Source organism: Streptosporangium sp. NPDC048886 (assembly GCF_055586905.1).
This window is the reverse complement of sequence record NZ_JBVJHH010000061.1, coordinates 1-24,841: the sequence shown is the minus strand read 5'-3', so window position 1 is coordinate 24,841 and position 24,841 is coordinate 1. Positions and strand designations below refer to the sequence as shown.

At 69.7% G+C, this 24,841-nt stretch carries 26 protein-coding genes and 1 pseudogene; 12 read left to right on the top strand and 15 right to left on the bottom strand.

The features are described 5' to 3' along the window. Nucleotides 1-93: 93 nt before the first annotated feature. The gene (locus ACZ6R6_RS44560; protein WP_470103077.1) at nt 94-549 is read right to left on the bottom strand and encodes a hypothetical protein; all 456 of its coding nucleotides are present in this window, start codon (nt 547-549) and stop codon (nt 94-96) included. 361 nt (nt 550-910) lie between these two features. Here ACZ6R6_RS44560 and ACZ6R6_RS44555 point away from each other — a divergent pair, with 361 nt between their 5' ends. Together ACZ6R6_RS44555 and ACZ6R6_RS44550 are read left to right on the top strand one after the other, a co-directional pair. Further along, nucleotides 911-1,885, top strand: coding sequence for a GlxA family transcriptional regulator (locus ACZ6R6_RS44555; protein WP_470103075.1), 975 nt, complete (start codon nt 911-913; stop codon nt 1,883-1,885). Between the two features lie 85 nt (nt 1,886-1,970). Further along, on the top strand, nt 1,971-2,573 hold the full coding sequence (locus tag ACZ6R6_RS44550; RefSeq protein WP_470103073.1) for an isochorismatase family protein: 603 nt from the start codon (nt 1,971-1,973) through the stop codon (nt 2,571-2,573). 293 nt (nt 2,574-2,866) lie between these two features. On the opposite strand, the gene ACZ6R6_RS44545 is transcribed toward ACZ6R6_RS44550, so the two are convergent. Then, the gene (locus ACZ6R6_RS44545) at nt 2,867-3,616 is read right to left on the bottom strand and encodes an SDR family NAD(P)-dependent oxidoreductase (protein ID WP_470103072.1); all 750 of its coding nucleotides are present in this window, start codon (nt 3,614-3,616) and stop codon (nt 2,867-2,869) included. Between the two features lie 127 nt (nt 3,617-3,743). Between ACZ6R6_RS44545 and ACZ6R6_RS44540 the strand changes: the two genes are divergently transcribed. After that, nucleotides 3,744-4,487, top strand: a complete 744-nt coding sequence (locus ACZ6R6_RS44540) for a TetR/AcrR family transcriptional regulator (RefSeq protein ID WP_470103071.1) — start codon at nt 3,744-3,746, stop codon at nt 4,485-4,487. Between the two features lie 349 nt (nt 4,488-4,836). On the opposite strand, the gene ACZ6R6_RS44535 is transcribed toward ACZ6R6_RS44540, so the two are convergent. The 3 genes from ACZ6R6_RS44535 to ACZ6R6_RS44525 all read right to left on the bottom strand — a co-directional run bounded on the left by ACZ6R6_RS44535 (nt 4,837) and on the right by ACZ6R6_RS44525 (nt 7,253). Then, nucleotides 4,837-4,968 carry a hypothetical protein gene (locus tag ACZ6R6_RS44535; protein ID WP_470103070.1) on the bottom strand — a complete coding sequence of 44 codons (132 nt, stop codon included), beginning with the start codon at nt 4,966-4,968 and terminating at the stop codon, nt 4,837-4,839. Between the two features lie 418 nt (nt 4,969-5,386). After that, the gene (locus ACZ6R6_RS44530) at nt 5,387-5,734 is read right to left on the bottom strand and encodes a hypothetical protein (protein ID WP_470103069.1); all 348 of its coding nucleotides are present in this window, start codon (nt 5,732-5,734) and stop codon (nt 5,387-5,389) included. 352 nt (nt 5,735-6,086) lie between these two features. Continuing rightward, nucleotides 6,087-7,253, bottom strand: coding sequence for an FAD-dependent oxidoreductase (locus ACZ6R6_RS44525; protein WP_470103068.1), 1,167 nt, complete (start codon nt 7,251-7,253; stop codon nt 6,087-6,089). Between the two features lie 53 nt (nt 7,254-7,306). Between ACZ6R6_RS44525 and ACZ6R6_RS44520 the strand changes: the two genes are divergently transcribed. Beyond that, complete coding sequence (locus ACZ6R6_RS44520; protein WP_470103066.1) at nt 7,307-7,999, top strand: TetR/AcrR family transcriptional regulator; 693 nt, start codon at nt 7,307-7,309, stop codon at nt 7,997-7,999. A gap of 506 nt (nt 8,000-8,505) precedes the next feature. Here ACZ6R6_RS44520 and ACZ6R6_RS44515 read toward each other — a convergent pair. Further along, nucleotides 8,506-9,654: a serine hydrolase domain-containing protein gene (locus tag ACZ6R6_RS44515; RefSeq protein ID WP_470103064.1), complete on the bottom strand. Its 1,149-nt coding sequence runs from the start codon at nt 9,652-9,654 to the stop codon at nt 8,506-8,508. 98 nt (nt 9,655-9,752) lie between these two features. Then, nucleotides 9,753-10,247 carry an FBP domain-containing protein gene (locus ACZ6R6_RS44510; protein WP_470103062.1) on the bottom strand — a complete coding sequence of 165 codons (495 nt, stop codon included), beginning with the start codon at nt 10,245-10,247 and terminating at the stop codon, nt 9,753-9,755. A 75-nt stretch (nt 10,248-10,322) separates the two neighbouring features. Between ACZ6R6_RS44510 and ACZ6R6_RS44505 the strand changes: the two genes are divergently transcribed. The 4 genes from ACZ6R6_RS44505 (at nt 10,323) to ACZ6R6_RS44490 (ending at nt 14,380) form a co-directional block, all read left to right on the top strand. Beyond that, entirely contained in the window at nt 10,323-10,928 is a 606-nt protein-coding gene (locus ACZ6R6_RS44505; RefSeq protein WP_470103061.1) for a TetR/AcrR family transcriptional regulator, read from the top strand. Nucleotides 10,929-11,033: 105 nt separating this feature from the next. Further along, nucleotides 11,034-12,113 carry an NAD(P)H-dependent amine dehydrogenase family protein gene (locus tag ACZ6R6_RS44500; RefSeq protein ID WP_470103059.1) on the top strand — a complete coding sequence of 360 codons (1,080 nt, stop codon included), beginning with the start codon at nt 11,034-11,036 and terminating at the stop codon, nt 12,111-12,113. After that, entirely contained in the window at nt 12,110-12,622 is a 513-nt protein-coding gene (locus ACZ6R6_RS44495; RefSeq protein ID WP_470103057.1) for a carboxymuconolactone decarboxylase family protein, read from the top strand. Before ACZ6R6_RS44500 ends, ACZ6R6_RS44495 begins: the two co-directional genes overlap by 4 nt. A 114-nt stretch (nt 12,623-12,736) precedes the next feature. Continuing rightward, complete coding sequence (locus ACZ6R6_RS44490; RefSeq protein ID WP_470103056.1) at nt 12,737-14,380, top strand: GMC oxidoreductase; 1,644 nt, start codon at nt 12,737-12,739, stop codon at nt 14,378-14,380. 223 nt (nt 14,381-14,603) lie between these two features. On the opposite strand, the gene ACZ6R6_RS44485 is transcribed toward ACZ6R6_RS44490, so the two are convergent. Next, entirely contained in the window at nt 14,604-15,281 is a 678-nt protein-coding gene (locus ACZ6R6_RS44485; RefSeq protein WP_470103054.1) for a hypothetical protein, read from the bottom strand. 755 nt (nt 15,282-16,036) lie between these two features. Between ACZ6R6_RS44485 and ACZ6R6_RS44480 the strand changes: the two genes are divergently transcribed. Next, on the top strand, nt 16,037-16,597 hold the full coding sequence (locus ACZ6R6_RS44480) for a cysteine hydrolase family protein (protein WP_470103052.1): 561 nt from the start codon (nt 16,037-16,039) through the stop codon (nt 16,595-16,597). 608 nt (nt 16,598-17,205) lie between these two features. On the opposite strand, the gene ACZ6R6_RS44475 is transcribed toward ACZ6R6_RS44480, so the two are convergent. Genes ACZ6R6_RS44475 through ACZ6R6_RS44465 form a run of 3 tightly spaced genes read right to left on the bottom strand, consistent with a single transcriptional unit; the run spans nt 17,206 to nt 19,095 of the window. Further along, nucleotides 17,206-18,129 carry an SGNH/GDSL hydrolase family protein gene (locus tag ACZ6R6_RS44475; protein WP_470103050.1) on the bottom strand — a complete coding sequence of 308 codons (924 nt, stop codon included), beginning with the start codon at nt 18,127-18,129 and terminating at the stop codon, nt 17,206-17,208. After that, nucleotides 18,126-18,701 carry a PadR family transcriptional regulator gene (locus ACZ6R6_RS44470; RefSeq protein WP_470103049.1) on the bottom strand — a complete coding sequence of 192 codons (576 nt, stop codon included), beginning with the start codon at nt 18,699-18,701 and terminating at the stop codon, nt 18,126-18,128. Before ACZ6R6_RS44470 ends, ACZ6R6_RS44475 begins: the two co-directional genes overlap by 4 nt. A gap of 4 nt (nt 18,702-18,705) precedes the next feature. Then, nucleotides 18,706-19,095 carry a hypothetical protein gene (locus tag ACZ6R6_RS44465; RefSeq protein WP_470103119.1) on the bottom strand — a complete coding sequence of 130 codons (390 nt, stop codon included), beginning with the start codon at nt 19,093-19,095 and terminating at the stop codon, nt 18,706-18,708. On the opposite strand from ACZ6R6_RS44465, the gene ACZ6R6_RS44460 reads away from it, so the two are divergent. Together ACZ6R6_RS44460 and ACZ6R6_RS44455 are read left to right on the top strand one after the other, a co-directional pair. After that, nucleotides 19,021-19,395, top strand: coding sequence for a helix-turn-helix domain-containing protein (locus tag ACZ6R6_RS44460; RefSeq protein ID WP_470103115.1), 375 nt, complete (start codon nt 19,021-19,023; stop codon nt 19,393-19,395). The genes ACZ6R6_RS44465 and ACZ6R6_RS44460 overlap by 75 nt on opposite strands. Before the next feature lie 2 nt (nt 19,396-19,397). Continuing rightward, complete coding sequence (locus ACZ6R6_RS44455) at nt 19,398-20,621, top strand: serine hydrolase domain-containing protein (RefSeq protein ID WP_470103113.1); 1,224 nt, start codon at nt 19,398-19,400, stop codon at nt 20,619-20,621. A gap of 102 nt (nt 20,622-20,723) precedes the next feature. On the opposite strand, the gene ACZ6R6_RS44450 is transcribed toward ACZ6R6_RS44455, so the two are convergent. Both ACZ6R6_RS44450 and ACZ6R6_RS44445 read right to left on the bottom strand, forming a co-directional pair. Continuing rightward, the gene (locus tag ACZ6R6_RS44450; protein WP_470103048.1) at nt 20,724-21,641 is read right to left on the bottom strand and encodes an aminoglycoside phosphotransferase family protein; all 918 of its coding nucleotides are present in this window, start codon (nt 21,639-21,641) and stop codon (nt 20,724-20,726) included. 407 nt (nt 21,642-22,048) lie between these two features. Then, entirely contained in the window at nt 22,049-22,885 is an 837-nt protein-coding gene (locus tag ACZ6R6_RS44445; protein WP_470103047.1) for an NmrA/HSCARG family protein, read from the bottom strand. Between the two features lie 87 nt (nt 22,886-22,972). Between ACZ6R6_RS44445 and ACZ6R6_RS44440 the strand changes: the two genes are divergently transcribed. Beyond that, on the top strand, nt 22,973-23,611 hold the full coding sequence (locus ACZ6R6_RS44440) for a TetR/AcrR family transcriptional regulator (protein ID WP_470103046.1): 639 nt from the start codon (nt 22,973-22,975) through the stop codon (nt 23,609-23,611). 402 nt (nt 23,612-24,013) lie between these two features. Here ACZ6R6_RS44440 and ACZ6R6_RS44435 read toward each other — a convergent pair whose 3' ends face one another. Both ACZ6R6_RS44435 and ACZ6R6_RS44430 read right to left on the bottom strand, forming a co-directional pair. Further along, the gene (locus ACZ6R6_RS44435; protein ID WP_470103044.1) at nt 24,014-24,553 is read right to left on the bottom strand and encodes a DUF1062 domain-containing protein; all 540 of its coding nucleotides are present in this window, start codon (nt 24,551-24,553) and stop codon (nt 24,014-24,016) included. 117 nt (nt 24,554-24,670) lie between these two features. Continuing rightward, nucleotides 24,671-24,841 (bottom strand): annotated as a pseudogene (locus ACZ6R6_RS44430) (IS5/IS1182 family transposase); the annotation flags it as partial.

The following is a 24,841-nucleotide window of genomic DNA, read 5'->3' as shown; positions in this document are numbered from 1 at the left end:
ATCTGGTTGACTCGCTTCTGGGCACGCTTGAGCGACGGCTCACGCCGGTCATACGGGGCGCGGAGTCGCCGGCGGGCGTGCCCGCGGGACGGCCTATATGCGGGAGACGGATTTGAGGATCAGCAGGGCCGCCCCGGACGGCGGGCGGACCGGCTGTTCGCGGCGCCAGAGCGGCACCGGTGGCGATGCCGTGGATTCCGGCTGGACCACCAGATGGCCGATGGCGGGCCCCGCCGGCAGGAGGGGGCGCGCGTCGGTGATCGGTGCCCCCGCCGCCGCGCCGCACAAGCTGTGATCATGCCCCGTGGGGGCGCAGGGGAGCGGCATGTGGTCGTGCGGTGCGGCCGTATCGACCGTGGTCGGGCGCTCGATGGCGATACCGGTGGCCGACTGCTGCGCACCTGGCGCAGAATGGTGCACCGCATGGCCGTGGGCGAGCACATGCAACGCCAGATGCAGCACCACGACGCTGCCGAGCACGGCCAGGCACAGCGCGAAGGCAGTGCCTCCGTGCTGAACAACCGGCCGCCTCGGGATGATCACGACCACAACCGTATATTACTCTAAGTAGTATGACAACTCCAGAAAGTTAATATGCATCGGCGGGTCGCCCTGCGGGCTGCGTGGTGTTTCGGAGGGGCACCGGCCGGGGTGGGGTGCGCTCGCTCGCGCGGTGCCTGGTCGACGCGGTCGGCAACGTCGACAGCCCGCTGGGAGGTGTCCCGCCTCGCTGGAGTCGGGACGGTCACGCTGATCGCGGGGCATCCGGCGGCTCGATGTCACCGGTCCGAGGCCCGGGTCGAGGAGCGCCGTAACAGCCTCGGCCTGGTCCGGGATGCCGCGGACGGTGTCCGGATGTGACAGAACCTCGTCATGGCGGTCACGAGGGTGTATTGGTGACAATTGGTGCATGTCCGCTCCGCACCGTGTCGTTGTCGCCGTGTTCCCCGATGTCGATCTCCTCGATGTCACCGGGCCCGCAGAGGTGTTCGCGGTCGCGAACCGGGAGATGTCCGGCCAGAGGCCCTACCAGGTGCTGCTGGCCGGGCCGGACGGCGGCCAGGTGCGCACCAGCGCCGGGGTCCGGCTCGCCACCGACCTGACCTTCGACCAGGTCGAAGGCCGGGTGGACACCCTCCTGGTGCCCGGCGCGGTGGACGGCGGCGGCGTGCCGATGATCGATCCGGACCTGGTCGACTGGATCGCCGGCACCGCCCGGCACGCCCACCGGGTCGCCTCGGTGTGCGTCGGCGCGCACCTGCTGGCCGCCGCGGGGCTGCTGGCGGGCCGGACGGCGACCACGCACTGGGCCACCGCCGACCGGCTGGCCGCCGACCACCCCGACGTCATCGTGGACCCCGATCCGATCTACGTCCGGTCGGGGAAGGTGTGGACGGGCGCGGGCATCAGCGCGTGCATGGATCTCACGCTCGCTCTGGTCGCCGAGGACCACGGCGAACGGCTCGCCCTGGCGGTCGCCCGGCAGCTGGTGATGTACCTCAAGCGGCAGGGCGGGCAGAGCCAGTTCAGCGTCCCGCTGTGGCAGGCCCCGGCCGAGCGCCGCGACATCGACGAACTGAGGGTGTGGATCACCACGGACCTCACCGCCGACCTGTCGGCGGCGGCGCTCGCCGAGCGGATATGCCTGAGCGAGCGGCACTTCACCCGGGTCTTCCGCAAAGAGACCGGCGCCACCCCGGCCGCCTACGTCGAGGCGGCCCGGGTGGAGGCGGCGCGCCGGTTGCTGGAGGGCACCGACGAGCCGCTCGACCGGGTCGCTGCAGCGTGCGGCCTGGGGTCAGTGGAGACGCTGCACCGGGCGTTCCGGCGGCGGCTCGGCACCACCCCGGCCGCCTACCGGCGGCGCTTCCGCACCGCCGCCTGATCTCTCTCCCTTCGGCCCGCCCGGCCCGACTCGGGCCGGCCGGTGATTCCCCATGCCCGGCTTTCCGAATTCCAAGGAGGACAAGATGACCGTTTCGACGACCTTGCGCGAGGTGATCGGCCTGGACGGCGCACTGCCGGCGCTGTCCGCCGGCACCCTGATCATGATCGACTTCCAGAACACCTACCGCACCGGCGTCATGGCGCTGCCGGACGCCGACCGTGCCCTGGACGCCGCGGCCCGCCTGCTGGAGCGCGCCCGCTCCGCCGGAACCCCGGTGGTGCACGTCGTCAACGACGGCGGCGAAGGCAGCCCGTACGACATCCGCGCCGAGATCGGGCGGATCGAGGCTCGCGTCGCGCCCCGGAACGGCGAGCCGGTCGTGGTGAAGGGCTTCCCGAACTCCTTCCACGAGACCGACCTGCTGGAGGTGCTGCGCCGGCTGGACGCCGGGCCGGACCTGGTGCTGGCGGGCTTCATGACCCACATGTGCGTCCAGTTCACCGCCCAGGGCGCGTTCAACCTCGGCTACCGGCCCACCGTCGTGGCCGAGGCATGCGCGACCCGGCCACTGATGGGCCCGGACGGCGCGCCGATCCCGGCGGACACCCTGCACGCCGCCGCCTTGACCACGATCGGCGACCTGTTCGGCCCGGTCGCCGCCCGTGTGGCCGACCTGACCGCCTGACCCACCCCGCCGAGCCGTCCCGGCGGCCCGGAGCCACCGGATCACCGGGACAGTGGCCCTTCCGCGTAGCCGCTAGGGAAGGCAAGGAGAACTGTGCCGCGTTCCTGGTCGACCTCGAATCGCCCGGCTGCACCGTCCGCGACGCCTCGACTCCCATGTCCGGGCGGCACATCGAAAGCGACATCGTCCTCGACGTTCGAAGCGATCAAACGCTACGCCCCCTACTCCTGGCGCCGGTCCATCACCACACCCTGGTCCGTGCGCAGCGCGCGGTCCGCCTCGGGTGGGTGGGGTCACATGGTTGTTCCGCCCGAGACGTCCAGGCGGTGTCCGGTCACGTAGCGGCTGTCGTCCGAGGCCAGGAACGCCACTGTGCCGGCGACGTCCTCCGGCGTGCCCAGCCGGTGGAGCGGCGTTTGGGACGACAGCCAGGCCAGCGCCTCGCCGACCAGACGCCCCTGGTGCATGTCGGTGTCGATGACCCCGGGTGCCACGATGTTGACCGTGATGCCGCGCGGCCCGAGCTGTCTGGCCAGCGCGGTGGTGAGCACGTCGAGCGCCGCCTTGGACATGGCGTAGTCGATCGCCCGGGGCATGGCCGCGCCCCGGGTGAGCATCGTGCCGACGGTGATGATCCGGCCGCCGTCCCGCAGCCGCGGCAGGGCGAGCTGCGTGATGAAGAACGGAGCGGTCGTATTGACCGCGAACAGCCGCTCGAAGCCCTCCCGCGTCACGCCGTCGATCTCGGTCTGGTCGCCGAGGATGCCCGCGTTGTTGACCAGGATGTCCAGGCCGTCGGCGTGGGCGTCGAAGCCGGCCCACAGCGCTTGGGCGTCTGCCGGCACGCCCAGCTCGGCCCGGACGGCAAAAGCCTGCCCTCCCGCCGTTTCGATGGCCGCGACCGTCTCCTTGGCCGCCGTCTCGTTGCTGCCGTAGTGGACCGCGACCCGGGCGCCCTCCCGGGCGAGCCGGATCGCGACGGCCCGGCCGATCCCTCGGCTGCCGCCGGTCACCAGCGCCGTCTTGCCGGTCAATGTCGTCATGTCGATCGTGCCTTCCTGCTGTGCGACAGAGGTCGGTTCTCCCGTTCCCCTAATTGCGTACTTCGTACTTGAAACGGGACCATACTCATTCGAGTACCATGTACGCAAGTAGGGGAGGGGTGGCGGGATGCCCGACGAGGAACTGATCAGCATCTGGATGCGGCCGGAACGCCGGGAGCGCTCGGGGCCCGGGCGGCGGCCCGGCTACAGCCGCGCACAGATCACCCAGGCGGCCGTCCGGGTCGCCGACGCCGAGGGGATCGACGCCGTCACCATGCGGCGCGTCGGCGGCGAACTGGGCACCGGCGCCATGTCCCTCTACCGCTACGTGCCCAGCCGCGACGACCTGTTCGACCTCATGATCGACACGGTGATGGGCGAGCTCGAGCTCCCGGAGAAGCCGTCCGGCGACTGGCGCTCCGATCTCTCCCTCCTCGCCCACCGGACCCGAGCCGCCGGCCTGCGCCATCCCTGGCTGATCATCCTTCTCGCCGGCCGCCCCACCCTGGGCCCGAACCTGCTGCGCGTGCACGAGTTCGCCCTGGGCGCGCTCGACGGGCTCGGTCTCGACATCGACGAGATGGCCGGTTTTGTCGGGATGGTGAGCGACTATGTCCACAGCGCGATCCGCCGCGAGATCGGCTGGCTGGAGGAGGCCCGCCGTACCGGCCTGGATCCGGAGCGGTGGAAACGCGACTACGTCGGACCATACGTGCGGCAGGTCGTCGAGTCGGGTGCCTATCCTCTGTTCGGCCGGTCCGTGCTGGAATCCGAGACCGCGCACCTCGCCCCCGCCGAGCGCTTCCAGCACGGGCTGGATCGCGTACTCAACGGGGTCGGCGCGCAGATCGCGCCGGACATCCCTCGATGACCGCGAACGCGGTGGGGGAGCGGGGGGTCATCCCCATCCGCGGAGCCGCCGTCCCGGCCTGCGGCACGAGATCCGATCGCGGCGCTGTCAGAGCGGGAGCGGCTACGGCGACGCCCGTGACCGGGGTTCAAGCCGTCCGTGGCGGGGTTCAGGAGGCGGGCCTCTCCCAACGTTATAAATCTACTTTGTAAAGGCGTGGCCGTCGTTCGAAAAATCAGTATTCGTAACCAAAACCTCAACCAACAGACGCAGCAGGAAACCGGGAGCGATCTATTGCGTCGCGTGCCGCGCCGGCCCGGGGTGTGGATCCCGGGCGGCTGTGCGGAGACCTCCGAGGTTCGTGATCTCGCTAGGCGGTACCGGCACGTAGGAAGAGCTCGCCCGGGTCGCGGAGGTGGTGGTGGAAGCCGAGGGGATGGGTGACGTCGAATTCCGCGCCCACCGCGGCGAGGATGAGCACCGGCCAGTCGAAGGCGTCCACCTGCGGTCGCGGGTGGCAGGAGCGGTCGTCGACGGGCTCAGCCCGGCCGCCGGGGCCGTATGCCCGGCCCGCGGTCGCCGGCGGCGCGTCAGCGCCGGGCGGTCGCCCGGCCTTGACCCCTGTAAGCGATTCGGCAACTGCTCGGCGGCCGGACACCAGGCGGAGAGCCGGAGACCGAGTCGGCGGACACGCAGTGCATGGCGGGCCGCGTGTCCGGCGGCAAGGGGTTGCTGGGGGCCGGGCTTGTCGGGCATCTCAAAAAGCTGCTGCATGATGTGCCCGGAAAGATTTCCTGATTGTGAATGAGCATCCGGCGCATTGGTCTGCTCGGACCAATGCGTTCGTCAAGTCGACGAAAGGCGGTTGAAGTTGTTTCTTCCGCCGTGCCCGGCCCCATACTCCGGGTCCGGTTGCCTTCTCAGTAATACATGAACGTTGCCAGCAGGCCGTTGCTCATGATCTGGGTGAGAAGCTCCCCTGGCCCGGCCCCCCATGCATTGGCGGCGTTGGCCAAGGCATAGACGTCCCCGTAGTTGCCCATCCAGTGCCATCCCGGGACCGCGGCTGCATTCGCTGCGGAGCACGCCTTGAAGAGCTCGATGCCCTGTTGAGTGGTCAGGACCTGATCACGAGCCGGCTCATAGCAGGTAGGGCTCGCGCTTGTCGACGCCTTCGGGGCAGGTGCGTCGGCCGACGCGGAAGCCGACAGGCCGATCAGTAACGCGGTGGAAACGGATACCAGAGCGAGTACGCGTAACCGGTTCAAGGTTTGACCCTCCTGTGAAATCCCGAGTGTTCGAGCCCGGACACCGGAATAATCTAACGACGGGCTGCCCGACGTCGATATCGCAACTCGAAAAAGAAACCAGTGAGACAAAACAATTTGGTGGTGCAGTTGGGGCGGACATCAACTGCACACCGATAACGCGGCGTCCACCAAAAATCAGATGGGTCGATCCCGGAAATGAGTCCCGGCACGGACTTCCGAGATTCGGCAGGAGAGGCCCGTAGAGATCCGGGTCCACTTCATGGCGGGGGTATCCGCCGGAAGGAACCGCGGCGGTGCCGTGCTGCCCCGTGAGGCCGTGGCGAGTTGCTGGTGCTCTCGCGCTTGGCAGTCAGGATGGCTGAACTTCGTCGAAGAGGGCGAGGGCTTCGGTGGGGTCCGGGCTCACGAGGCGTTCCAGACCGGCCGCCGTGATCTTCGCCCACCTGCCGGCCCGTGCCCACATCTGTTCCTCGAAGGCGCGGACGGCCTCGTCCAGATCGCCGGGGGCGGCGGCGACGGACTCGGCGAGTTCGGCGCCTTCCAGCATCGCGAGGTTCGCGCCCGCCCCCAATGGGGGCATCAGGTGGGCGGCGTCGCCCAGCAGCGTCACCCCGGGGACGTGGGCCCAGGTGTGGGACACGGGCAGGACGTAGAGGGGGCGGTGGACGAAAGCGGTGCCTTGGCGGAGGAGGTCGAGGACGGGGGCGGCCCAGCCGTCGAACAGCGCCAGCAAACTTGATCGCAGGGCCTCGACGTCGGCCAGGTCCAGGCCCGCGTCCAGGCCCGCGCGCCGGTTCAGACCCATATGCCGGTCCGGGTCCGTGTGCCAGTCCAGCGGCGCGCGGAACTGGGCGTACACCTTGACGTGGCCGCCGCTGTTGCGCTGGGCGACGAGGGCGCGGTTCACGCCGTACACAGCCACGGAACCGTCGCCGATCAGCCGGGCGAGGTCGGGGTGGCGGGTGTCGACGTCGTCCAGGGAGGTCTCGACCAGGGTGACGCCGGTGTAGTGCGGCGTCGCGGACGAGACCGCCGGGCGGACCCGGGACCAGGCGCCGTCCGCGCCGACCACGAGGTCGAACGTCTCCTGTCGCCCATCCGCGAAATGGACCAGCACGCCATCCCGGGTCCCCGGCACTACCTCCGTCACGCCCCGCCCCCACTGAACGTCCAGGGGGCCGAGCAGCAGGTCACGGAGTTGCCTGCGGTCGATCTCGGGATTGGCCCGGTCATCCGGACGGGGTTGCCAGTCGCGGAGCACGGTCCCGTCCGTGTCCAGGATGCGCATGGCCTGCCCCTCGGGGCGGGACAGCGCCTGGAACTCCGCCAGCAGCCCCGCCTTGTCCAGCGCGAGCTGGCCCAGCTTTTCTTGCAGGTCCAGCGTGCCGCCCGGAGGACGGGCGTCGGGGGCGGGATCGCGTTCGAGGACGGTGACGGGGTGATCGTGGCGGTGCAGGACGCGGGCGAAGGTAAGGCCGGCGGGGCCGCCTCCAATTACGGCGATGCGATGTCTCATGTCGATACACTGTATTTTGCCGAGACGGTGTATCGCAACAGTACGATGCATCCATGACTGTGTGGGACCGGCCGGAGCCGCCGACTCGCCCCGCGCCGCTCGACCGGGAGCGAATCGTTGCCGCCGCCATCGCGCTGGCCGACGAGGGCGGGCTGGAGGCGGTGTCGTTGCGCAAGGTCGCCGCCCGGCTGGACGTCGGCCCGATGCGGCTGTACGGATACATCTCCACCAAGGAGGAGCTGTTCGACCTCATGGTGGACGAGGTCCACGCCGAGATCCTCCCCGAGGAGCAGCCCGGTGACTGGCGGGAGGCGCTGCGCATCCGCGCCGACCGCACCAGGCAGGCCACTCTCCGTCACGAATGGCTGGCCGACCTGCTCGGCGGCCGTCCGACCCTGGGCCCCAACGCCCTCGCCGTGACCGAGGCCACGCTGGCCGCCCTCGACGGCCTCGCCGACCTCGACACCGTCATGCGCGCCGTGGAGACCGTCAGCGCCTACTTCACCGGCGCGATCAGGCGCGAGATCGCGAACCTGCGGGCCGAGCGCGCCACGGGCCTGTCCAAGCGCGACTGGCAGCGCGCCTACGGCCCGCATGTGAGCAGGATGCTGGCCACGGGCCGCTTCCCGGCGCTGGCCAAGGTCGTGCACGACGGCACGGAGGTGGACGCCGAGGCGTCCTTCGCGACCGGCCTGGACTGGGTCCTCGACGCGGTGGCCGCCAAACTCGCCCGGCCGCCGGCGTGACGCTCAGGATTTCCAGGTGACATCCGTGGCACTGCATGACGCCGCCAGACTGCGCACCTACCTGCCCGACTGGTTCAGAGGCAGGCTCTGCCGCCGGACGACCGGGCGGCGCTGATGCGGGCCTGGCCGGATGCGGAGCAGGTCATCGGGCGCGCCTCGCGCAGCTACGCCGAATGGGCTCGCGATCATATTGCGGACTTCCGCTGACCGGAGCGGCTTTTCTCGGGCGCCCCGCCCTATCTCGTATGGGGCGCCCTATTTCCGGCTGCACGTCCAAGACCCGCCGGGCCGCTCCTTCACGTCCATGACAGGGGTGGGGGCGAGCGGCCTCGGCGGGTTACCGCTGCGCAGGCGGTGGGCCGGCCGGAACGCGATCATCGGAGGCGGCGTCGGCCCTGCCCTCGTCCGCTGATGCCGGGCAGAGGGCTTTCGGCCTGCCCGCGAGCGTCCCGGGTGGCTCACCCGCGGGCGTCCCGGGTGGCTCACCCGCGGGCGTCCCGGGCGGCTCATCGGCCGGTCAGGTGCTCCCGTAGCGCCGTGATGAGCCGGTCGGCACGCGCGTCGCCATGGCCGATCATCCGGTTGGCGACATAGCCGAAGCCCACCCCGAACTCGTCGTCGCCGAAGGCGAACTGGCCGCCGGCGCCGTCGTTGCCGAAGCTGCGCCGGCCGAGCATGGGCCGGAACCGGGGCGCGTCGAGGAGGAAGCCCGCCCCCCACCGGGCGCCCAGGTCCGGGAACCCCGACCACGAGGCCCCGGCCGACAGCTCCCGCACCGCGTCGGTGACGGTGTCGGATGTGAGCAGGCGCGCCGAGCCGTTGACCCCGGTCGCGGCCGCGGCGTACAACGCGGCCAGGCCGCCCGCCGACGAGACCGCGCCCGCCCCGGGGAACTCGGCACTGAGCAGCGCGGGGTCGTTCCAGCCGTGCGGCTCCTGCAGGCCGGGGAAGGCGAGGGCGCCGTTCATCGTCACCGTGCGCATGATCAGCGACTCGGGGCCGGGCATCGCGGGCCGTCCCGCGGCCTCGACGAGCCGGGCCAGCCGTCCGGTCTCCTCCTGCGGCAGGCCGATCCAGGTCCTCAGCCCCAGTCCGTCGCCGACGGCTCCGCGGAAGTACGCGCCCGGGGTGAGTCCGGTGATCCGCCGGATCACCTCACCGATGAGGAAGCCGAAGACATGGCCGTGGTACTCGTGGGCGGCGCCCGGCTCCCACAGCGGCTCCTGCTCCTCGATGGCGCGGACCACCGGTGTCCACTCGACGATCTCCTCGAAGCTCAGTGTGCGGTCCAGGGCGGGGAGTCCGGCGCGGTGTCCGAGCACCATGCGCGGTGTGATCGCCTCCTTGCCGCGCTGCGCGAACTCCGGCCAGTGGCGGCTCACCGGAGCGTCGAGGTCCAGCCGTCCCTCCTGCGCCAGGAGGTGGGCGCAGACGCTGACGACGCCCTTGGCGCAGGAGAAGACCGGCACGACCGTGTCCTCCTCCCAGGGGCGGCCGCTGCGCTCGTCCGCGGTCCCGCCCCACAGGTCCACGACCTTGCGTCCGTCGACGTACACGGTGACGGCGGCGCCGAGTTCACCGTGTTCGGCGAAGTTGTGGGAGAACGCGTCCGCGACCGCTCCGAATCCTTCGTCGGCCCATCCGCTGTGCTTCACTGTGTCTCTTCTTTCTCATGATGCCGTTCTGCGGTTTCGGCAGGTTCCTGCGCGCACCCGTCAGGGCCCGGAGCCGTGGCCGTCCGGGGCGCCCCGGCTCAGGCCAGGACCTTGTCCAGGAAGGCGGACAACTTGGCCTTGGTGCGATCGATCTGCTCCTCCATCGTCAGGGTCTCTTCGAGACGCCCTCCCAGGTCCGGGAGCTTCTTGCCCCGCACGTACAGCGGGCAGGCGAGGTCGGTGCACACGTACACGCCGACCGAGTTGCTGTCGCGGCCGGCCTGACCCGCTCGCCGGGCGGTCATCAGCGAGACGCCGCTGCCGGGGTGCGTGGTCAGGCACAGGGAGCACATGCCGCGGTGGAGGTGCCCGCGCCGGCGGGCGGACAGGCGTAGCGCCACGCCGACGACCTCGCCGCCGCGCTCGGTGACGAGGTAGCCGCGGTCCGGTGCGCCGGGGTCGCGCCATCCCAGGAAGTCCAGGTCGTCCCAGGGCTGCTCGGCCAGATCCCGGGGCAGTGCCAGCCGCTTGGCCTCCCCCTTGGAGCAGTTGGCGAACGACGCACGGATCTCCTGCTCATTTACTGCTTTCATGGCGTGGAACGCTACACTTCCCTACGTGCGTTAAGCAATTGGTTAATGGGTCTAGGCAAGCGGGAAGGTTGACGGATGGCTCGTGCGGGGCTGACGGCGGAGCGGGTGACGGAGGCGGCCGCGGATCTGGCGGATGCGGTCGGGTTCGAGAACATCACCGTGTCCGCGCTGGCGCGGATCTTCGGGGTCAAGGACCCGAGCCTGTACTCGCATGTCAAGAATCTTCAGGATCTGCGGGAACGGGTCGCGCTGCTGGCCGCGGGCGAGCTCGCCGACCGTATCGCGGCGGGGGTCGCGGGCCGGGCCGGGAAGGAGGCCATGGTCGCGTTCGCCAACGCCTACCGGGATTACGCGCTGGCCCACCCCGGCCGCTACGCGGCGACCCAGGCGGTCCAGCTGGACCCCGCCGTCCTGGCCGCGTCCACCGTCCACATCCGCACCGTCGAGCTCACCCATGCGATGCTGCGCGCGTACAAGCTGGTCGAGCCGGACCTGACCGACGCGGGCCGCCTGCTGCGCAGCGCCTTCCACGGCTACATCACCCTGGAGGCCAACGGCGGATTCCGCCACTCCCGCGAGGTGCAGAGGTCCTGGGATCGGGCTCTCGACGGCCTCCACGTCATGCTGGAGAACTGGCCCGCGGATCCGTCACGTCACACGGTGGAGGGGGAGGGGGAGTGATGCCCGGCCGGGTCCGGGGGGCGAGAGCCGGCCGGGGTGCGGAAGCGGCCGTACGGGATCGCGGCGGCACTATACACTAAACCAAGCGCTTGCTACGCTCCGGCCATGAGGTCCACGATCGTCTGGGGCACCGGCAACGTCGGCCGCGCGGCCATCCGTGCCGTCGAGGCCCATCCGGCGCTGAAACTCGCGGCCGTGCTCGTCCACAACCCCGAAAAGGTCGGCCGCGACGCGGGCGATCTGGGCGGGCTCGGCCACGATCTGGGGATCGCGGCGACCGACGACATCGACGCGGTGCTGGCCACCGCTCCCCAGGCGGTGGTGTACGCGGCCTCCGGCGACATCCGCCCCGACGAGGCCCTCGCCGACATCATCCGGGCGATCCGGGCCGGAGCCGTGGTCGTCACCCCCTCGATGTACGCGCTTTACGACCAGCGCAACGCCCCGCCGGAGCTTCGGGAGCCGGTGCTGGCCGCCATCGCGGAGGGCGGCGGCTCGCTGTTCGTCTCCGGCGTCGACCCCGGCTGGGGCAACGACGTGCTGCCGCTGCTGATCAGCGGACTCGGCACCGCCGTAGAGGTGATCCGCTGCCAGGAGATCTTCGACTACTCCACCTACGACCAGCCCGACTCGGTCCGCTACCTGGTCGGCATGGGCCAGCCGATGGACTACGAACCGCCGATGACCGCGCCGACGGTCCCGACCATGGTGTGGGGCGGGCAGATACGGCTGATGGCCAGAGCCCTCGGCGTCGAACTCGACGAGATCCGCGAAACCCTGGATCGGCGCCCGCTCGACGCCACGGTGAGCACCAGGACGATGGGGGAGTTCGAGGCCGGCACCCAGGGCGCGGTCCGCTTCGAGGTGCAGGGCATCGTCGAGGGCGAACCTCGCATCGTCATCGAGCACGTCACCCGCATCCACCCCTCCTGCGCGCCGGACTGGCCGACGCCGCCCGACGGTGACGGGGCGCACCGGGTGATCATCGAGGGCCGCCCGCGCATCGAGGTCACGGTCGAGGCCACCGACGAGGACGGCAACCGGTCCGCGGGCGGGAACGCCACCGCGGTCGGCCGGCTGGTGAACGCCATCGACTGGCTCGTGGACGCCGGACCCGGACTCTACGACGCGCTCGACGTCCCGCTGCGCCCCGCAGTCGGCAGACTCGGAAGGAAGCAACCATGAACATCGACATCCCCGAGGGAAAGGACGCGATCGAGTACGTGTGGGGCGAGATGGTCCCCGGCATCGGGATCGCCGCCTCGAAGTTCTCGCTGTCGGTGTACGCCAACACGACCCTCGGGCTCCGTGAGTTCGAGGCCGCACGGCTGCGGATCGCGCAGATCAACGGGTGTGTCTTCTGCCTCGACTGGCGGACCGAACGGGACGGGCGGAAGGTCGAGGAGGACTTCGCCGACGCGGTGACCCACTGGCGCACCACCGACGCCTTCGACGACCGCACCCGGCTGGCCGCCGAGTACGCCGAGCGGTACGCACTGGATCATCACGGCCTCGACGACGAGTTCTGGACCCGGATGACCGCGCACTACAGCCAGTCCGAGATCGTGGAGCTCAGCATGAGCATCGGTTCCTGGCTGACCTTCGGCCGGCTCAACCACGTGCTGGGCCTCGACACCGTGTGCATGCTGACCGGCGGCCCATCGCCCTCCGCCAAGCGGACAGACGCGCCATGACCCGGCGCGCCCGGCATGCGATCGAACACAAAGTCACTCATGGGTGTGCGGTGACTGATCGTGTGAGCAACATGTAGAACCCGTTCTCATTTCAATGAGAGTGAGGAACGCGACATGAGGGACAACACCTCGGGCGTTACCGGCTCGACCGGCGTCTCACGCCGTGGGTTCATCACCGGAACCGGCTCCATCCTGGGAGTCGTGGCCCTCACGGGCCGCGCCCCCGCGGCCCGCGCGGAGGCCGTCTCCGCGACCGCTCCGATCGCCACCGGGGCCCACGTCCCGGCCCTGGTGATCGGCACCGGATACGGCGGCTCCGTCGCCGCCCTGCGTCTCGCCCAGGCGGGCGTCGACGTGCACATGATCGAGATGGGCATGGCCTGGGACACCCCCGGCCCCGACGGCAAGATCTTCTGCAACACACTGGAGCCGGACCACCGGTCCTACTGGCTGCGGACCAGGACCAAGGCGCCCCTCAACTACTTCCTCGGCTTCCCGATCGACAGGAACATCTCCCGCTACACCGGGATCCTGGACGCCGAGGATTTCGGCGGCATCACGGTCTACCAGGGCCGCGGTGTCGGAGGCGGTTCGCTGGTCAACGGAGGCATGGCGGTCACCCCCAGGCGCGAGAACTTCGGCGCCGTCCTCCCGTCGGTGAACGCCGACGAGATGTACGACATCTACTACCCGCGCGCCAACGCCGGGCTCGGGGTCGGCACCGTCGACCCGGCCTGGTTCGACTCCGCCGCCTGCTACCAGTACGCCCGGGTAGGCCGCAAGCACGCCCAGCGTTCCGGCTTCCCGTTCGTCTTCGTGCCCGACGTGTACGACTGGGACTACATGGAGCAGGAGGCGGCCGGAACCGTCACCAAGTCGGCGCTGGCCGGGGAGATCCTCTACGGCAACAACCACGGCAAGAAATCACTGCAGCAGACCTACCTCGCCCGGGCCAGGGCCACCGGCAGGGTCGCCATCTCGCCGCTGCACAAGGTCACCTCGGTCGCCCCGGCGGCCGGCGGCGGCTACACGGTCGTCATCGACCAGATCAACACCAGTGGTGACACCACGGCCACCAAGACCGTGACCGCGGACCGGGTGTTCTTCGCCGCCGGCAGTGTCGGCACCAGCAAGCTGCTGGTCAAGCTGAAGGCCACCGGTGCGCTGCCCAACCTGAACGACGAGGTCGGCAAGGGCTGGGGCGACAACGGCAACGTCATGTGCGGCCGTGCCAACCACCTGTGGGACCCGACCGGCAAGCTCCAGTCGGCCATTCCCTGCTCCGGCATCGACAACTGGGCCGCCGGCGGCGCGTTCGCCGAGGTCGCGCCGCTGCCCACCGGGATCGAGACCTACGCCTCGTTCTACCTGTCGATCACCAAGAACCCGAACCGCGCCCGGTTCTCCTGGAACGCCGCGACGGGCAGGGTCGACCTGGACTGGCAGACCTCCTGGAAGCAGCCGTCCATCGACATGGCCAAGACGATCTTCGACAAGATCAACGCGAAGGAGGGGACGATCTACCGGACCGACCTCTTCGGCATCTACAAGATCTGGGGCGACCACCTCACGTACCATCCGCTCGGCGGCGCGGTCCTGAACAGGGCCACCGACGGCTACGGCCGCCTCACCGGCCACCCCGGCCTGTACGTCATCGACGGCTCGCTGATCCCCGGCAACACCAGTGTCAACCCGTTCGTCACCATCACGGCGCTCGCCGAACGGAACATCGAGAAGATCATAGCCACCGATCTGTGACGATGGCCCGCTGTGATAGTCGGCCACGGGCGCGTGTGGCCGACCTTCCCGCGGGATGAACACCGGGAAGCGACCCACACGAGCGTCAACGGGCGACTGCTCCGCTCATCACCTCGCGGCCCGATCGCCACGCCGGACGGCGGAGCCGGAAGCCCGTGACCGGACGGCACCGGCCAGGCCGGAGATCGGCGTCGCGGCACAGGCGCTTCCGTGCGGCCGGTAGTCACGTCTCGGGGTCCTCGATCTCCGGGGCCGAGGTCTCGGGAGTCACGGTCTCGGGAGATTCGGTCCTCTGAGTCACAGTCTCGGAAGGCGAGGGCTCGGAAGGCGAGGGCTCGGAAGGCGAGGTCTTGGAATCCGGGCTCCCGGAATCGTCACTCCTGCCAGGTCCGACAATCGCCGTTCCGGATGAATGGCCTTCTCCCGGGGGAGTGGTGACAATGGCGGCCTCCTTCGCGCGGAGCCCTTTCTTGACGAGCCGCTCCCGCAACTCGGCGAGGCTTGGTGTCGGGCACCGGGAGTCCACGCATATGTTGAACGCCGGATACATCAGCACGGCTCTCATGATGAGCGGCTCCGGCGGGTGCGAGAGGCGCCACTCCACCTTCCATTTTCCTCCGTACACCGTGGCCGGCTGAGAAACATGCGTCATGTTCTCCTCTGATTCGCCGGCCACCAGGAAGATTCCCCCGAGGCCGAGGTTCTCTACCGAACCGCTCCCGCTGAGCTTCTTCGCCGGACGTGGATCGGCGTCCTTGATGCTTCTTTCGCTGAATGTCAGTCGAGCCACTCTGGGGGCATCCGGTTCAGGCGCGTGCCCGTCGTCACCTCCCCTTGTCTGAATATATGCAGAAATCAGCGCGAAACAGCCTGTCACGACAGCGATTGCGAGACCGCTCATAAACGCCGGCTGCCTGTACCAGGGCCGGCCCCGCCCATTGGATCCGCCCGGGGCGGTGGGCTTCCTTCTTTTTGATGTCATGCACGACACATTGGCACACCAAAGGTCAAGTTTCGGGCCGGCACCACTTCCGCCTCCGCCCAGAACGGGATCTGTCCCACTTGGCTCATGGTGTCCCGGACATGAGCAACGACGCCGGGATTCCGCGGGTCGGCGGGGCGGTTCCCACAGTCCGGACCGAGTTCCGCGGCCCCGGAAATGCCGGTGCCGGCCGGCATGATGGGATCATGACTGACGCGCCTCCATCACGATGATCGCCGATGAGACCGCCTACGCCGAGGCGGTCCGGCTCGCGGTCGACGCCGCCGCGGCCTACTACGCCGACGGCACCTCAGCGCTGGACGACGACGCCTACGACCGGCTGGTGCACGGCGTCGCCGCCTACGGGGAGGCCCATCCCGACCAGGTCCTGTCATTGCGTTGGAAGGTCTCAGACCTTGTCGCCGTGGAGCCGGCCATCGGCGGATGCGCGCCTGGCCATGACGGCGTCCGGGGGATCTGGATCGAAGTCCGTGAAGCCGTGACCGTGCGTGACGATCACTGGCAGGTGGGGAGCGCGCGTTTCCAGCCGCCTGCGACGCGGCCGATGCCCCGTATGCGAATCTGTTCCACTATCGTCGTACTAGATCGACAACAGCGCCAAGGATACGACCGCGAGGATGGCCGATGGCACGCCGTACAGTCAAGGAATCCGTATGACCACCACCGCGCTCATCATCGGCGATCTACAGGCGGGCATCGTGGACAACTACCCCTTCGCCGCCGAGGTGGTTCCCGTCGTGGAAAGGGTTCTCCCTGCGGCCAGAGCCGCCGGAATCCCGGTGATCTTCGTACGGTTCGGGCTCCGGGTCTCAGGCCTTGACGTGGCAGCGGGAAACCAGGTGATCAACGCCCTGCACGGGGCGGGGACGCTGTTCCACGAAGAATCCCCCGAGACGCTCGTGCACCCGCGCATCGAGCCGTTGCCGGGTGAGGCCGTCGTCCTCAAGCGCCGCGCCAGCGCGTTCTCGGGGACCGACCTCGATCGGCTCCTGCGCGCCCAGCGCATCGACTCGATCGTGCTGGCCGGTGTTGCGACCGGGGCCATGGTCGCCGCTACGTTCTACGACGCCGCCGACCGCGACTACCGCCTGACCGTGCTCAGCGACGCCTGCGCCGACGGGGAACCGGACGTGCACGACTTCCTGATCAACCGCGTCTTCCCGGCCAGAGGCGCTGACGTCCTCACTGGCGACGAGTGGGCCGCCCGGCTGTGACCGGCCGTTCTCGCCAGGCACGTCCGCTCCTTCGCCATCGTGCTCACCCGGCGCCAGGGCCAGGATCTTCCGGGCCGGCTTCGCCCTCCTCCGCAAACGCGTGCTCCTCACCTGCTGGTGATCGTCACGCGCGGTCACCGCTTCGCGGACTTTGATCCGGATCCAGTAGGGCGTTCACGCAGGCCACGAGCGCCTCAGAATCGCCTCTCAAAACGCTGAGGTTGTGAGAGGAGTTCTGCGGACGGCGACCTGCAGGAACGCCTCACTGGACGTACGGCGTGCTGACCTCGCACAGCCGGTCCGTTCGTGAGAGGCCCTGCTGCTCCCGCTTTCCTCCAGGGCCGGCGCGAGGGGCCGGTTGTCGAGTTTGAAGCACAGGACGGCGTCGAGCAGGGCGGGCACGCGCTTCTGCGGTGGGGTGTCGGGACCCAAGGGGGCCGGCCGGCTTCGACGGCCTTCCGGTTGCGGGCGGCGTCGCGCTCGGACATGCCGCTCCTCTGTTTACGGATCGGCCCCGGGGTTCATAGCTTATGCGGGCCGCCTCCCCACTGGTTCTTCGCCAAGCGCTCACCGCCAAGATGGCCGGGGCCGTGCACCGCGAAAAGCGGTTACGGCGACCGGTGATCAAGGCCAGGGTCCCGTTCCGGGAGTTCCTCTCCGGGCGGCACGACCTGCCGTCCACCCGCTGCGGGCGCCGGCACCGCTGAGCCCGTCGCCGCTCCGGCCGGGGGAGCGGGCTGCGGCGCGCCGGGGCTCGCGGCCGGCTGGGTCCACGGCGTGAGCTCCGGCCGCTTGGCCGTGCGGCCGTCACCCGAGGAGCGGCCGCGGATGCGGCGGCCGATCCACGGGCCCGCGAACGTGGTGAGCCAGCGCAGCTCGGCCGCCGCCACCCGCCACGCCGCCGCCGGGGGCAAGGGCGGGAAGGGCAGCATCCACGTGTCGTCGTTGCCGGGCAGGCCGAGGGAGTGGGCCATGGCGGCGGCGATGCGGGCGTGGCCCGCCGGGCTCGCGTGCAGCCGGTCCGTGCCCCACATGCGCGCGTCGGTGACGAACTCCATCGCGAAGGTGTCCACCACCGTGACCCCGTGGCGGGCCGCGGCGGCGCGGATGCGGGCGTTGAGGTCGAGCACCTTGGGCCGGAGCGGCCGGGCTATCGGGGCGATCTTCCCGATATCCGGAAAAGTCACGGTAACCACGTGCGCGCCCGACTCGGTCAGGGCGGCGTACATCTCCTCCAGCACCTCCGCCACGGCGGCGGGCTCGCAGCCGGGGCGGATGAGGTCGTTCATGCCCGCCATGACCGTGGCCAGGTCGGGGCGTAGCGCCAGCGCGGGGGCCAGCTGCTCGGAGCGGATCTGGCCCGCGAGCCGGCCGCGGACCGCGAGGTTGGCGTACAGGAGACCAGGGTTGGCGCGGGCCAGGTGCTCGGCGAGGCGGTCGGCCCAGCCGTGGTGGCCGTTGACGTCGTCGCCGTCGCCGAGGCCCTCGGTCTGGCTGTCGCCGAGCGCGACGTAACGCGTGTAGGCGGTCATGAGGTCTCCCTTCCGGCGCGGGCCATGCGCTCGCCGAGTGTCCGCGCCGTCTCCAGGCACCAGGCGCGGGTCTCGCGCTCCAACCTGCATCCGGCCAGGCAGGATAGGTAGGGGCCGACGTGCTCGCCCTGGCGCAGGAACGTCTCCTCGTCCAGCTCGCCGCGCAGGCGCAGCAGGAGCTGCTCGAACACCTCCAGCTTGGCGGCGGCCTCCCGGGCCCGGTCGTGCAGTTGCTCGATCACCGGCGCGGGGTCGAGCAGGTCGACGGCGTGCACCTTGACGGCCAGGTCGTCGCGGATGAGCAGGGGCTTGGCCGGTGTGGCGGCGAAGGCGGCCAGCTCGCCGAGCCCGGCCTCGGTCACCTTGAACACGCGCTTGTTGGGGCGGCCCCGCTGGACCACCTCCCGGCCCGTGACAAGGCCGTCGGCCTCCAGCTTGGTCAGCTCGGCGTAGAGCTGCTGCGGGGCGGCATACCAGAAGTTGGAGACGCCGATGTCGAAGATCTTGGTGAGCTGGTATCCGCTGTATTCGCCGTCGAGCAGCGCCGCCAGCACCGCGTGTCTGAGGGCCATCGGCTCAATACTCATGAATATGAGTAGTCATGGATATGACTATATGCTGCCGGGCACCTCGGTGCCAGAGGGCCGCCCCGGAGCGCGGGGCCAGGCCCGCGGCCGGCAGGACGGCCATGGCGGCGGTGCCCGGCGGGGCCAGGCCCGAGACCCGGGCGGCCAGTCGGCGGCCGGCCGGGGCGCGCCGCCCCAGGCGGTCCACCAGCTTGAAAACCACCCCGAGATGACCCGCTTGAACGGCGGCCAGGCGGCCTTGTCGATTGGAATCCGGCACCGTTGTGCCACTGACAGATGTGACAGAACCGTCCTGGTCATATTGATGATCGTCAGCGGTGTGTTGTCCGCCGGAATCGGCTCTGCCGCTGACGTCGGTGACACGATGCAGGAGGGTCACGTGGCGTTACGGTCTCGGCATGCTCGGTTTCGCCTACCAGGCGAGCCGGGAGCTTCGCGCGGCCGGCGGGACCGACGCCCGCCGGCACGGCGGCGGCCCGGAAGCCTGCCCCCGCAGGAACTCCAGGTCGCCCGTCTGGCCGCCGAAAGCCTGTCCAACCGCCAGGTCGCCGGGAAACTGTTCCTGCCGCCCCGGACCGTCGGATCGCATCTGCACCACGCGTTCCCCAAGCTCCACGTCACCGCTCGAGGAGATCTGAGCAGCGCACCGGCGTCACCTCAGGCTCACGGCCCGGCTTGACGGTGGTCGTCTCGTCGCGCAGGAAAATCCGAGGAATCGGACAGTCCGCCTTGTTAGCGTGCCCGTATGCGTTCTCAGCCGGCCTTGCTACCGCGCTCGACACCGGCGGCTTCGGGGTCTCGTCCCGTTCGATCGCCGCGTTGCTGGACCGGCTCGAAGCACAGTCCGTCGAGCTCCACTCCATCATGGTCGTACGCCACGGTCACGTCGTGGCCGAAGGCTGGTGGGCGCCGTACTCGGCCGGGCGCCCGCATCTGCTCTATTCGCTGACCAAGTCGTTCACCGCGGTCGCGGTGGGGCTCGCGATCGCCGACGGGCTGCTTTCGCTGGACGATCGGGTGGTGGACGTGCTGCCCGACCACGTTCCGGCCGAGATCTCCGCGCAGGGACGCCGCATCACCGTGCACCACCTGCTGTCCATGACGGCCGGGCACAGCATGGACAGCCTCGCCGAGGCCTGGCAGCTGGAACCGGACGATCTGGTGAAGGGCTTCCTGCGCGTACCGTTCTCCGAGCCTGAGGGAACTCGGCACACCTATGACAACGCGACCGCTTTCGTCCTGGCCCGGATGGTGGAACGGGTCACGGGCCGCGGCCTGCCGGAGCTGCTCGACGACCGCCTGTTCCAGCCGATGGGCGTCGACCACGCCGAATGGGATCGGGTGGCGAGCGGTGCCGCCTTCGGATTCCACGGGCTGCACCTCACGACCGAGGCCGTCGCCGTTTTCGGTGAACTGCTGCTGCGCGGAGGCCTTTGGGGCGACCGCCGCCTCGTCCCGCGCGAATGGGTGGAGCTGGCGACCAGACGGCACATCGATACCCTGCCGTTCGAGGACGGATCGGGGGACGCCGACTACCTTTGCGGGTACGGCTACCAGTTCTGGATGTCGCGTCACGGTCACCACGGTGACGGCTCCTTCGGCCAGCAATGCGTGGTCGTCCCGTCGCACGATCTCGTAGTCGCCGTGACCGGCGCCCATACGCAGGCACAGGCAATGCTCGACGCCATATGGGAGTGCCTGCTGCCCGGCCTGGACCACGCGGGAAGGACCCGGGACGACGAGATCCTCGCCGATCGGCTGCGGCGGCTGTCACTCGCGCCGGTGCCGGGTCCGGCTGGTGCTCGACGCCGACGCGGGGACAGCGGTGGCGACGTGGAACACCGTGCCCCTGACCAGCCCCAACCTGGAGTTGCATCTACGGTCGCCGCTGATGTCCCGGCCTGACGTCGCCTAGGGATGGTGACCGGGGCGTCCTGTGATGCCCGGCGCCGCGCTGGCCAGCCACCCCGAGGACGACGGTCCTCTGGCGCGTGGGGAAGCGGTTGATCAGCGGTGGGCCGTTGCGATGAGGCGGCGCAGTGCGGCGTGGGCGGGTGGGCCCCATGTGGCCTTGCCGCCTGGGCGGCCGCGGACGCCGGCGTCTCCGATGAGGACGCCGCTGAGGGCGCGTCCCACCGCCCATCCGCGGGCGCGGCGCAGGGTCGCGGCGTCCGGGGCCGGCTGGTAGGCGTCATGGAGGCGGTCGGCGGTGCCGTCCGGCAGCAGGATCCAGGCGGCAGCGAGGTCGCAGGCCGGATCGCCCGCGAAGAGGTCACCGAAGTCGATCACGCCGCAGATCGTGCCGTCCGCGGTGAGGACGTTGGCTGGATGCAGGTCGCCGTGGAGCCATAGCGCCGGGCCTGCCCAGTCGGGCGCGGCGGCGGCGTCTTCCCAGACCGCGCGGACGGCGTCGGGGTCGGGGATGAGCCCCAGCTCGGTGGCCGAGGCGAGCTGGTTGGCGAACCCCTCGGAGTGGTCGGCCAGCGGCCCTCCGCGGCCCCGGCCGGTGGGCGCCTGTTCGGGGGCGGGTTGGTGAAGTGCCGTCAGGAAGGCGGCCAGGGCGGTGGCCGCCTCCGCTGCGCGTGTGACGGGGGCAAGGTCGGCCGGCGCGCCCGGCACCCAGGTGGTGACGGTCCAGGGTCGCGGAAACCGTGCGGAGGGCTCGCCGAGGCGCTGTGGGACGGGAACCGGCAGAGGAAGGCGTGGGGCGAGGGCGGGCAGCCAGGTGTGCTCCTTGCGCAGCAGCGCGTCCGCAGACTCCGTCGCCCAGGGCAGCCGGACGGCGAGGTCGTCGCCGAGCCGCCACAGCTGGTTGTCCCAGCCACGCGCGCCGAGCCGCAGAGGGTAATCGGCCAGGTCGGGGTGTTGGTCGCGCAGCAGATCCCGCACCAACTCCGCGGTGATCTCGATCTCGGTGTGCGTCATGCGGATCAACGGTAGCCGGATGGCAGCCGACCCGTTCCAGCTGCTGGAGGGGGACCGGGTCATGGAGGCGCAGGCGTCTGGACCTCGCTCGAACGGTGTTCCCAAACGCCCACGCCTCAGACCGGGAGACCCCGGGTTTCGGGCGTTTCCCAGGCCGTCAGATGCCGGTCAGGGGCGGTTTCCCCCCGCGCGCACTGATTGATCAGCTCGAACGAGGGCTCGCCGGTCCTGATCGGGGAGATCCTGCAGAAGGGCGACCACCGGCTCCAACACCGCCATCGTGGCCTCGTGTCGGCGTACCGGCGAATGTGCGAAGGCAAGTACGCGCAGATATGCAGAGGGCGGCGGAGGGGTCGGCCGGAGTGTCGCCGCGTCGCCGGGTGTGGACCGGGCCGAGGCGGGAAGGGTCAGGGCCGGCCCGGGCACAGTCGCTGGGTCAGGAACTGCTCGAAAGTCAGCAATTTTGGGTGCTGTCGGCGCAGGGCCGGGATGTCGGCCTGGTAGCCCTCTTCGGCGAACCACTCGAACATGCGCTCGTCGATCGGCAGCGCCTCGAACCTGGTCGGGGTGGCGGTGACACGCTCGTAGATCTGGGCGACCTCGGGGAAGGTGAGCTCGTCGCCGGCGAGTTCGATCTGTCGGCCGATGAAGTGCTCGGGGTTGTCGAAGGCGTCCGCGGCGAAGGTTCCGATGTCGTCGCTGGCGATGAACTGCATCGGCTTGTCCGGCTTGACCGGCAGGGACAGGAGCCGCTCGCCTTCGGCGCCGGCGTAGTGCAGCAGGTTGTTCATGAAGAACACCGGCCGCAGGATGGTGGCCGGTACGCCCAGCGCCAGAATGTGCCGCTCGATCTCGGCCTTGCTTTCGAAGTGGTCGATGCCGGTGCGGCGTTCGGCGCCGCCGACGGAGCTGTAGACCAGGTGGGCGATGCCGCTGTCACGGGCGATGTCGGCCACGGCCTTGCCCTGGCGGACCTCGGCGGCGAGGGTCTCGGGCTCGTAGGCCAGCGCCTGGACGCTGAAGACGCCGTACACGTCGCGCATCGCTTCGCGCACGGAGGCGGGGTCGTCGAGATCGCCGCGGACCAGCTCGGCGCCTTGGTCGCGCAGTGCCTGGGCGGCGGGCTTTCCGGGATCACGCACCAGCGCACGGACCGCCCAGCCGCGGGCAAGCAGTTGGCGGGCGGTGGCTCCGCCCTGGTTGCCGGTGGCGCCGGTGACGAGAACAACACGGGAAGTAGACATGGTGGGACAACCGCCTCTTATTCGGAGCGTTTTGCTCCGGGTAATTTAACTCGGAGTGGAACGCTCCGCAAGCGGTATCCTGCATCCATGTCCGACCCCGTGACACCGCGCAAGCGAGGGCCTCAGGCGTTGGCGGCCCGCAACGACCAGGCGCTCATCGAGGCTGCCCGCCACGTGTTCACCACTCAGGGATTCGACGCGCCCGTCGCGGCCGTCGCCGAGCGCGCAGGCGTGGGTATGGGCAGCCTGTACCGCCGCTACCGCACCAAGGAAGAGCTCCTCCAACGTTTGTGCGTCGACTCGATGGAACGCGTCGCGACCGCTGCCCAGGACGGCCTGGCCCACGAGGACCCCTGGCGGGGACTGGCCCACTACATCCAGCAGTGCGTGGCCTTCGGCTTCGGCGTCCTGGCCCCGCTGGCCGGCGCCATCGACGTCACGCCCGAGATGCGGCAGGCCAACCAGCGAGCCCAGCACCTGGCCGACGAACTCATCGCCCGCGCCCACCGCGCAGGAGTGCTTCGCACGGACGTGTCCACCATGGACATCTCCCTGCTCATCGGCCAGTTCAGCCGCACAGCCCCACCCCCGCCCGGGCACGGTGAGAAAGAGATCCGCTCCCGGCTGCTGGCCATCGCCCTGGACGGCTTGAAAGCCCACAACACCGGCCCGCTGCCCGGCGAACCACCCAGCGCTCAGCGCTACCAGGCCCTGTGGGAGAGCTGATGAGCACAGCACCTGACGACGGTAGGAGCCCCTTGATGTCTGCCCTTGCCGCGACATGTCGCTCACGCCTCGGCCAGGAGCTTCCGATCACATCTGCGTGGCGGGCAGATACAAGGTGGTCGACGTCGGGGCCGCCCGCCTCGCTGACGACCGTGTCGTCGTAGTAGTAGGAGTGCCAGACCCCTCCGCGTGTACCTGGTGACACGGCTCTTGACGGCACCCCGGTCCTCGGCATCGACAAGGTCGGCCCGCAGGTGATCCGGTAGGCGAACACCAGCCTGCTGACCCGGATGATCGCCGACCTGGAAGCCCGGCTCGCCGAGCCGGCAGCGGGCTGACCAAGGCGGAACACGGCACAACCGTGTTCCGCCTTGGCGGAGAGCGTCGTACCGATACCTGGACCTACTGAACCGGCCGCACCAGGACGAATGAGAAATCCAGTCCCGTCCTGCGGTTCAGCGGGATATCGATCTTGACTCTGTGAGCGATCTCATTACGGCTGATGCCTAATCCATGAGCGATGAGCCATTCGGGACGGACCGGCACGGGGTCGTCGAAGGTGGCCGTGATCTGAAGGGGCCACGGATTCTCGGGAACGGGAGGTGCGTGGAGTTCCCAGCACCCGTCCCAGTCGAGCGCGAACCGGTTGCGCCGGGCGACCAACGGGTCGAGAAGGGTATCCACGACGAGGGAAGGCGAGTTGGCCGAGTAACCGGCCAGAAGGCCGGCGGGCAGTGAGCGGACCGGGACGCGATCGTGGACGGTGAGCTTGCTGGTCCGGCCACAGGAAACGCAGTTGACCAGGAGCCAGACGTCGAGAAGTTTGCCGTTGGCGTTGACGCGGAACCTGCCGTTGCCGATGGTGGCGCGGCCGGAAGGGCAGGCCACGCACCGGAGGGCGAGCAGGGGCAGGCAGGTGCGCCGCACCACCCAGGGCAGCACGATATGAGGATGTGAAGACATGATCTCTCTGAAGACCTGACGGAGAGCACGGAAAACAGAGCCGACGGCGTCGTCGGCGACCGATGCGCAGGGAAGTGTCAGGTCTAAGACCGTGTCCTACATGGTGAGTTTGAGATGTCGCCTATGGCAGGTCATGGCTGCAACGAGGGTGAGAAAGGCCAGGTAGGCGTAAGGGTGACGCTCGTAACGGGGTGACAGGCGCCGGTAGCCGAACAGCCAGGAGATAGTTCGTTCGATCACCCAGCGATGGCGGCCCAGTCGCTGGCT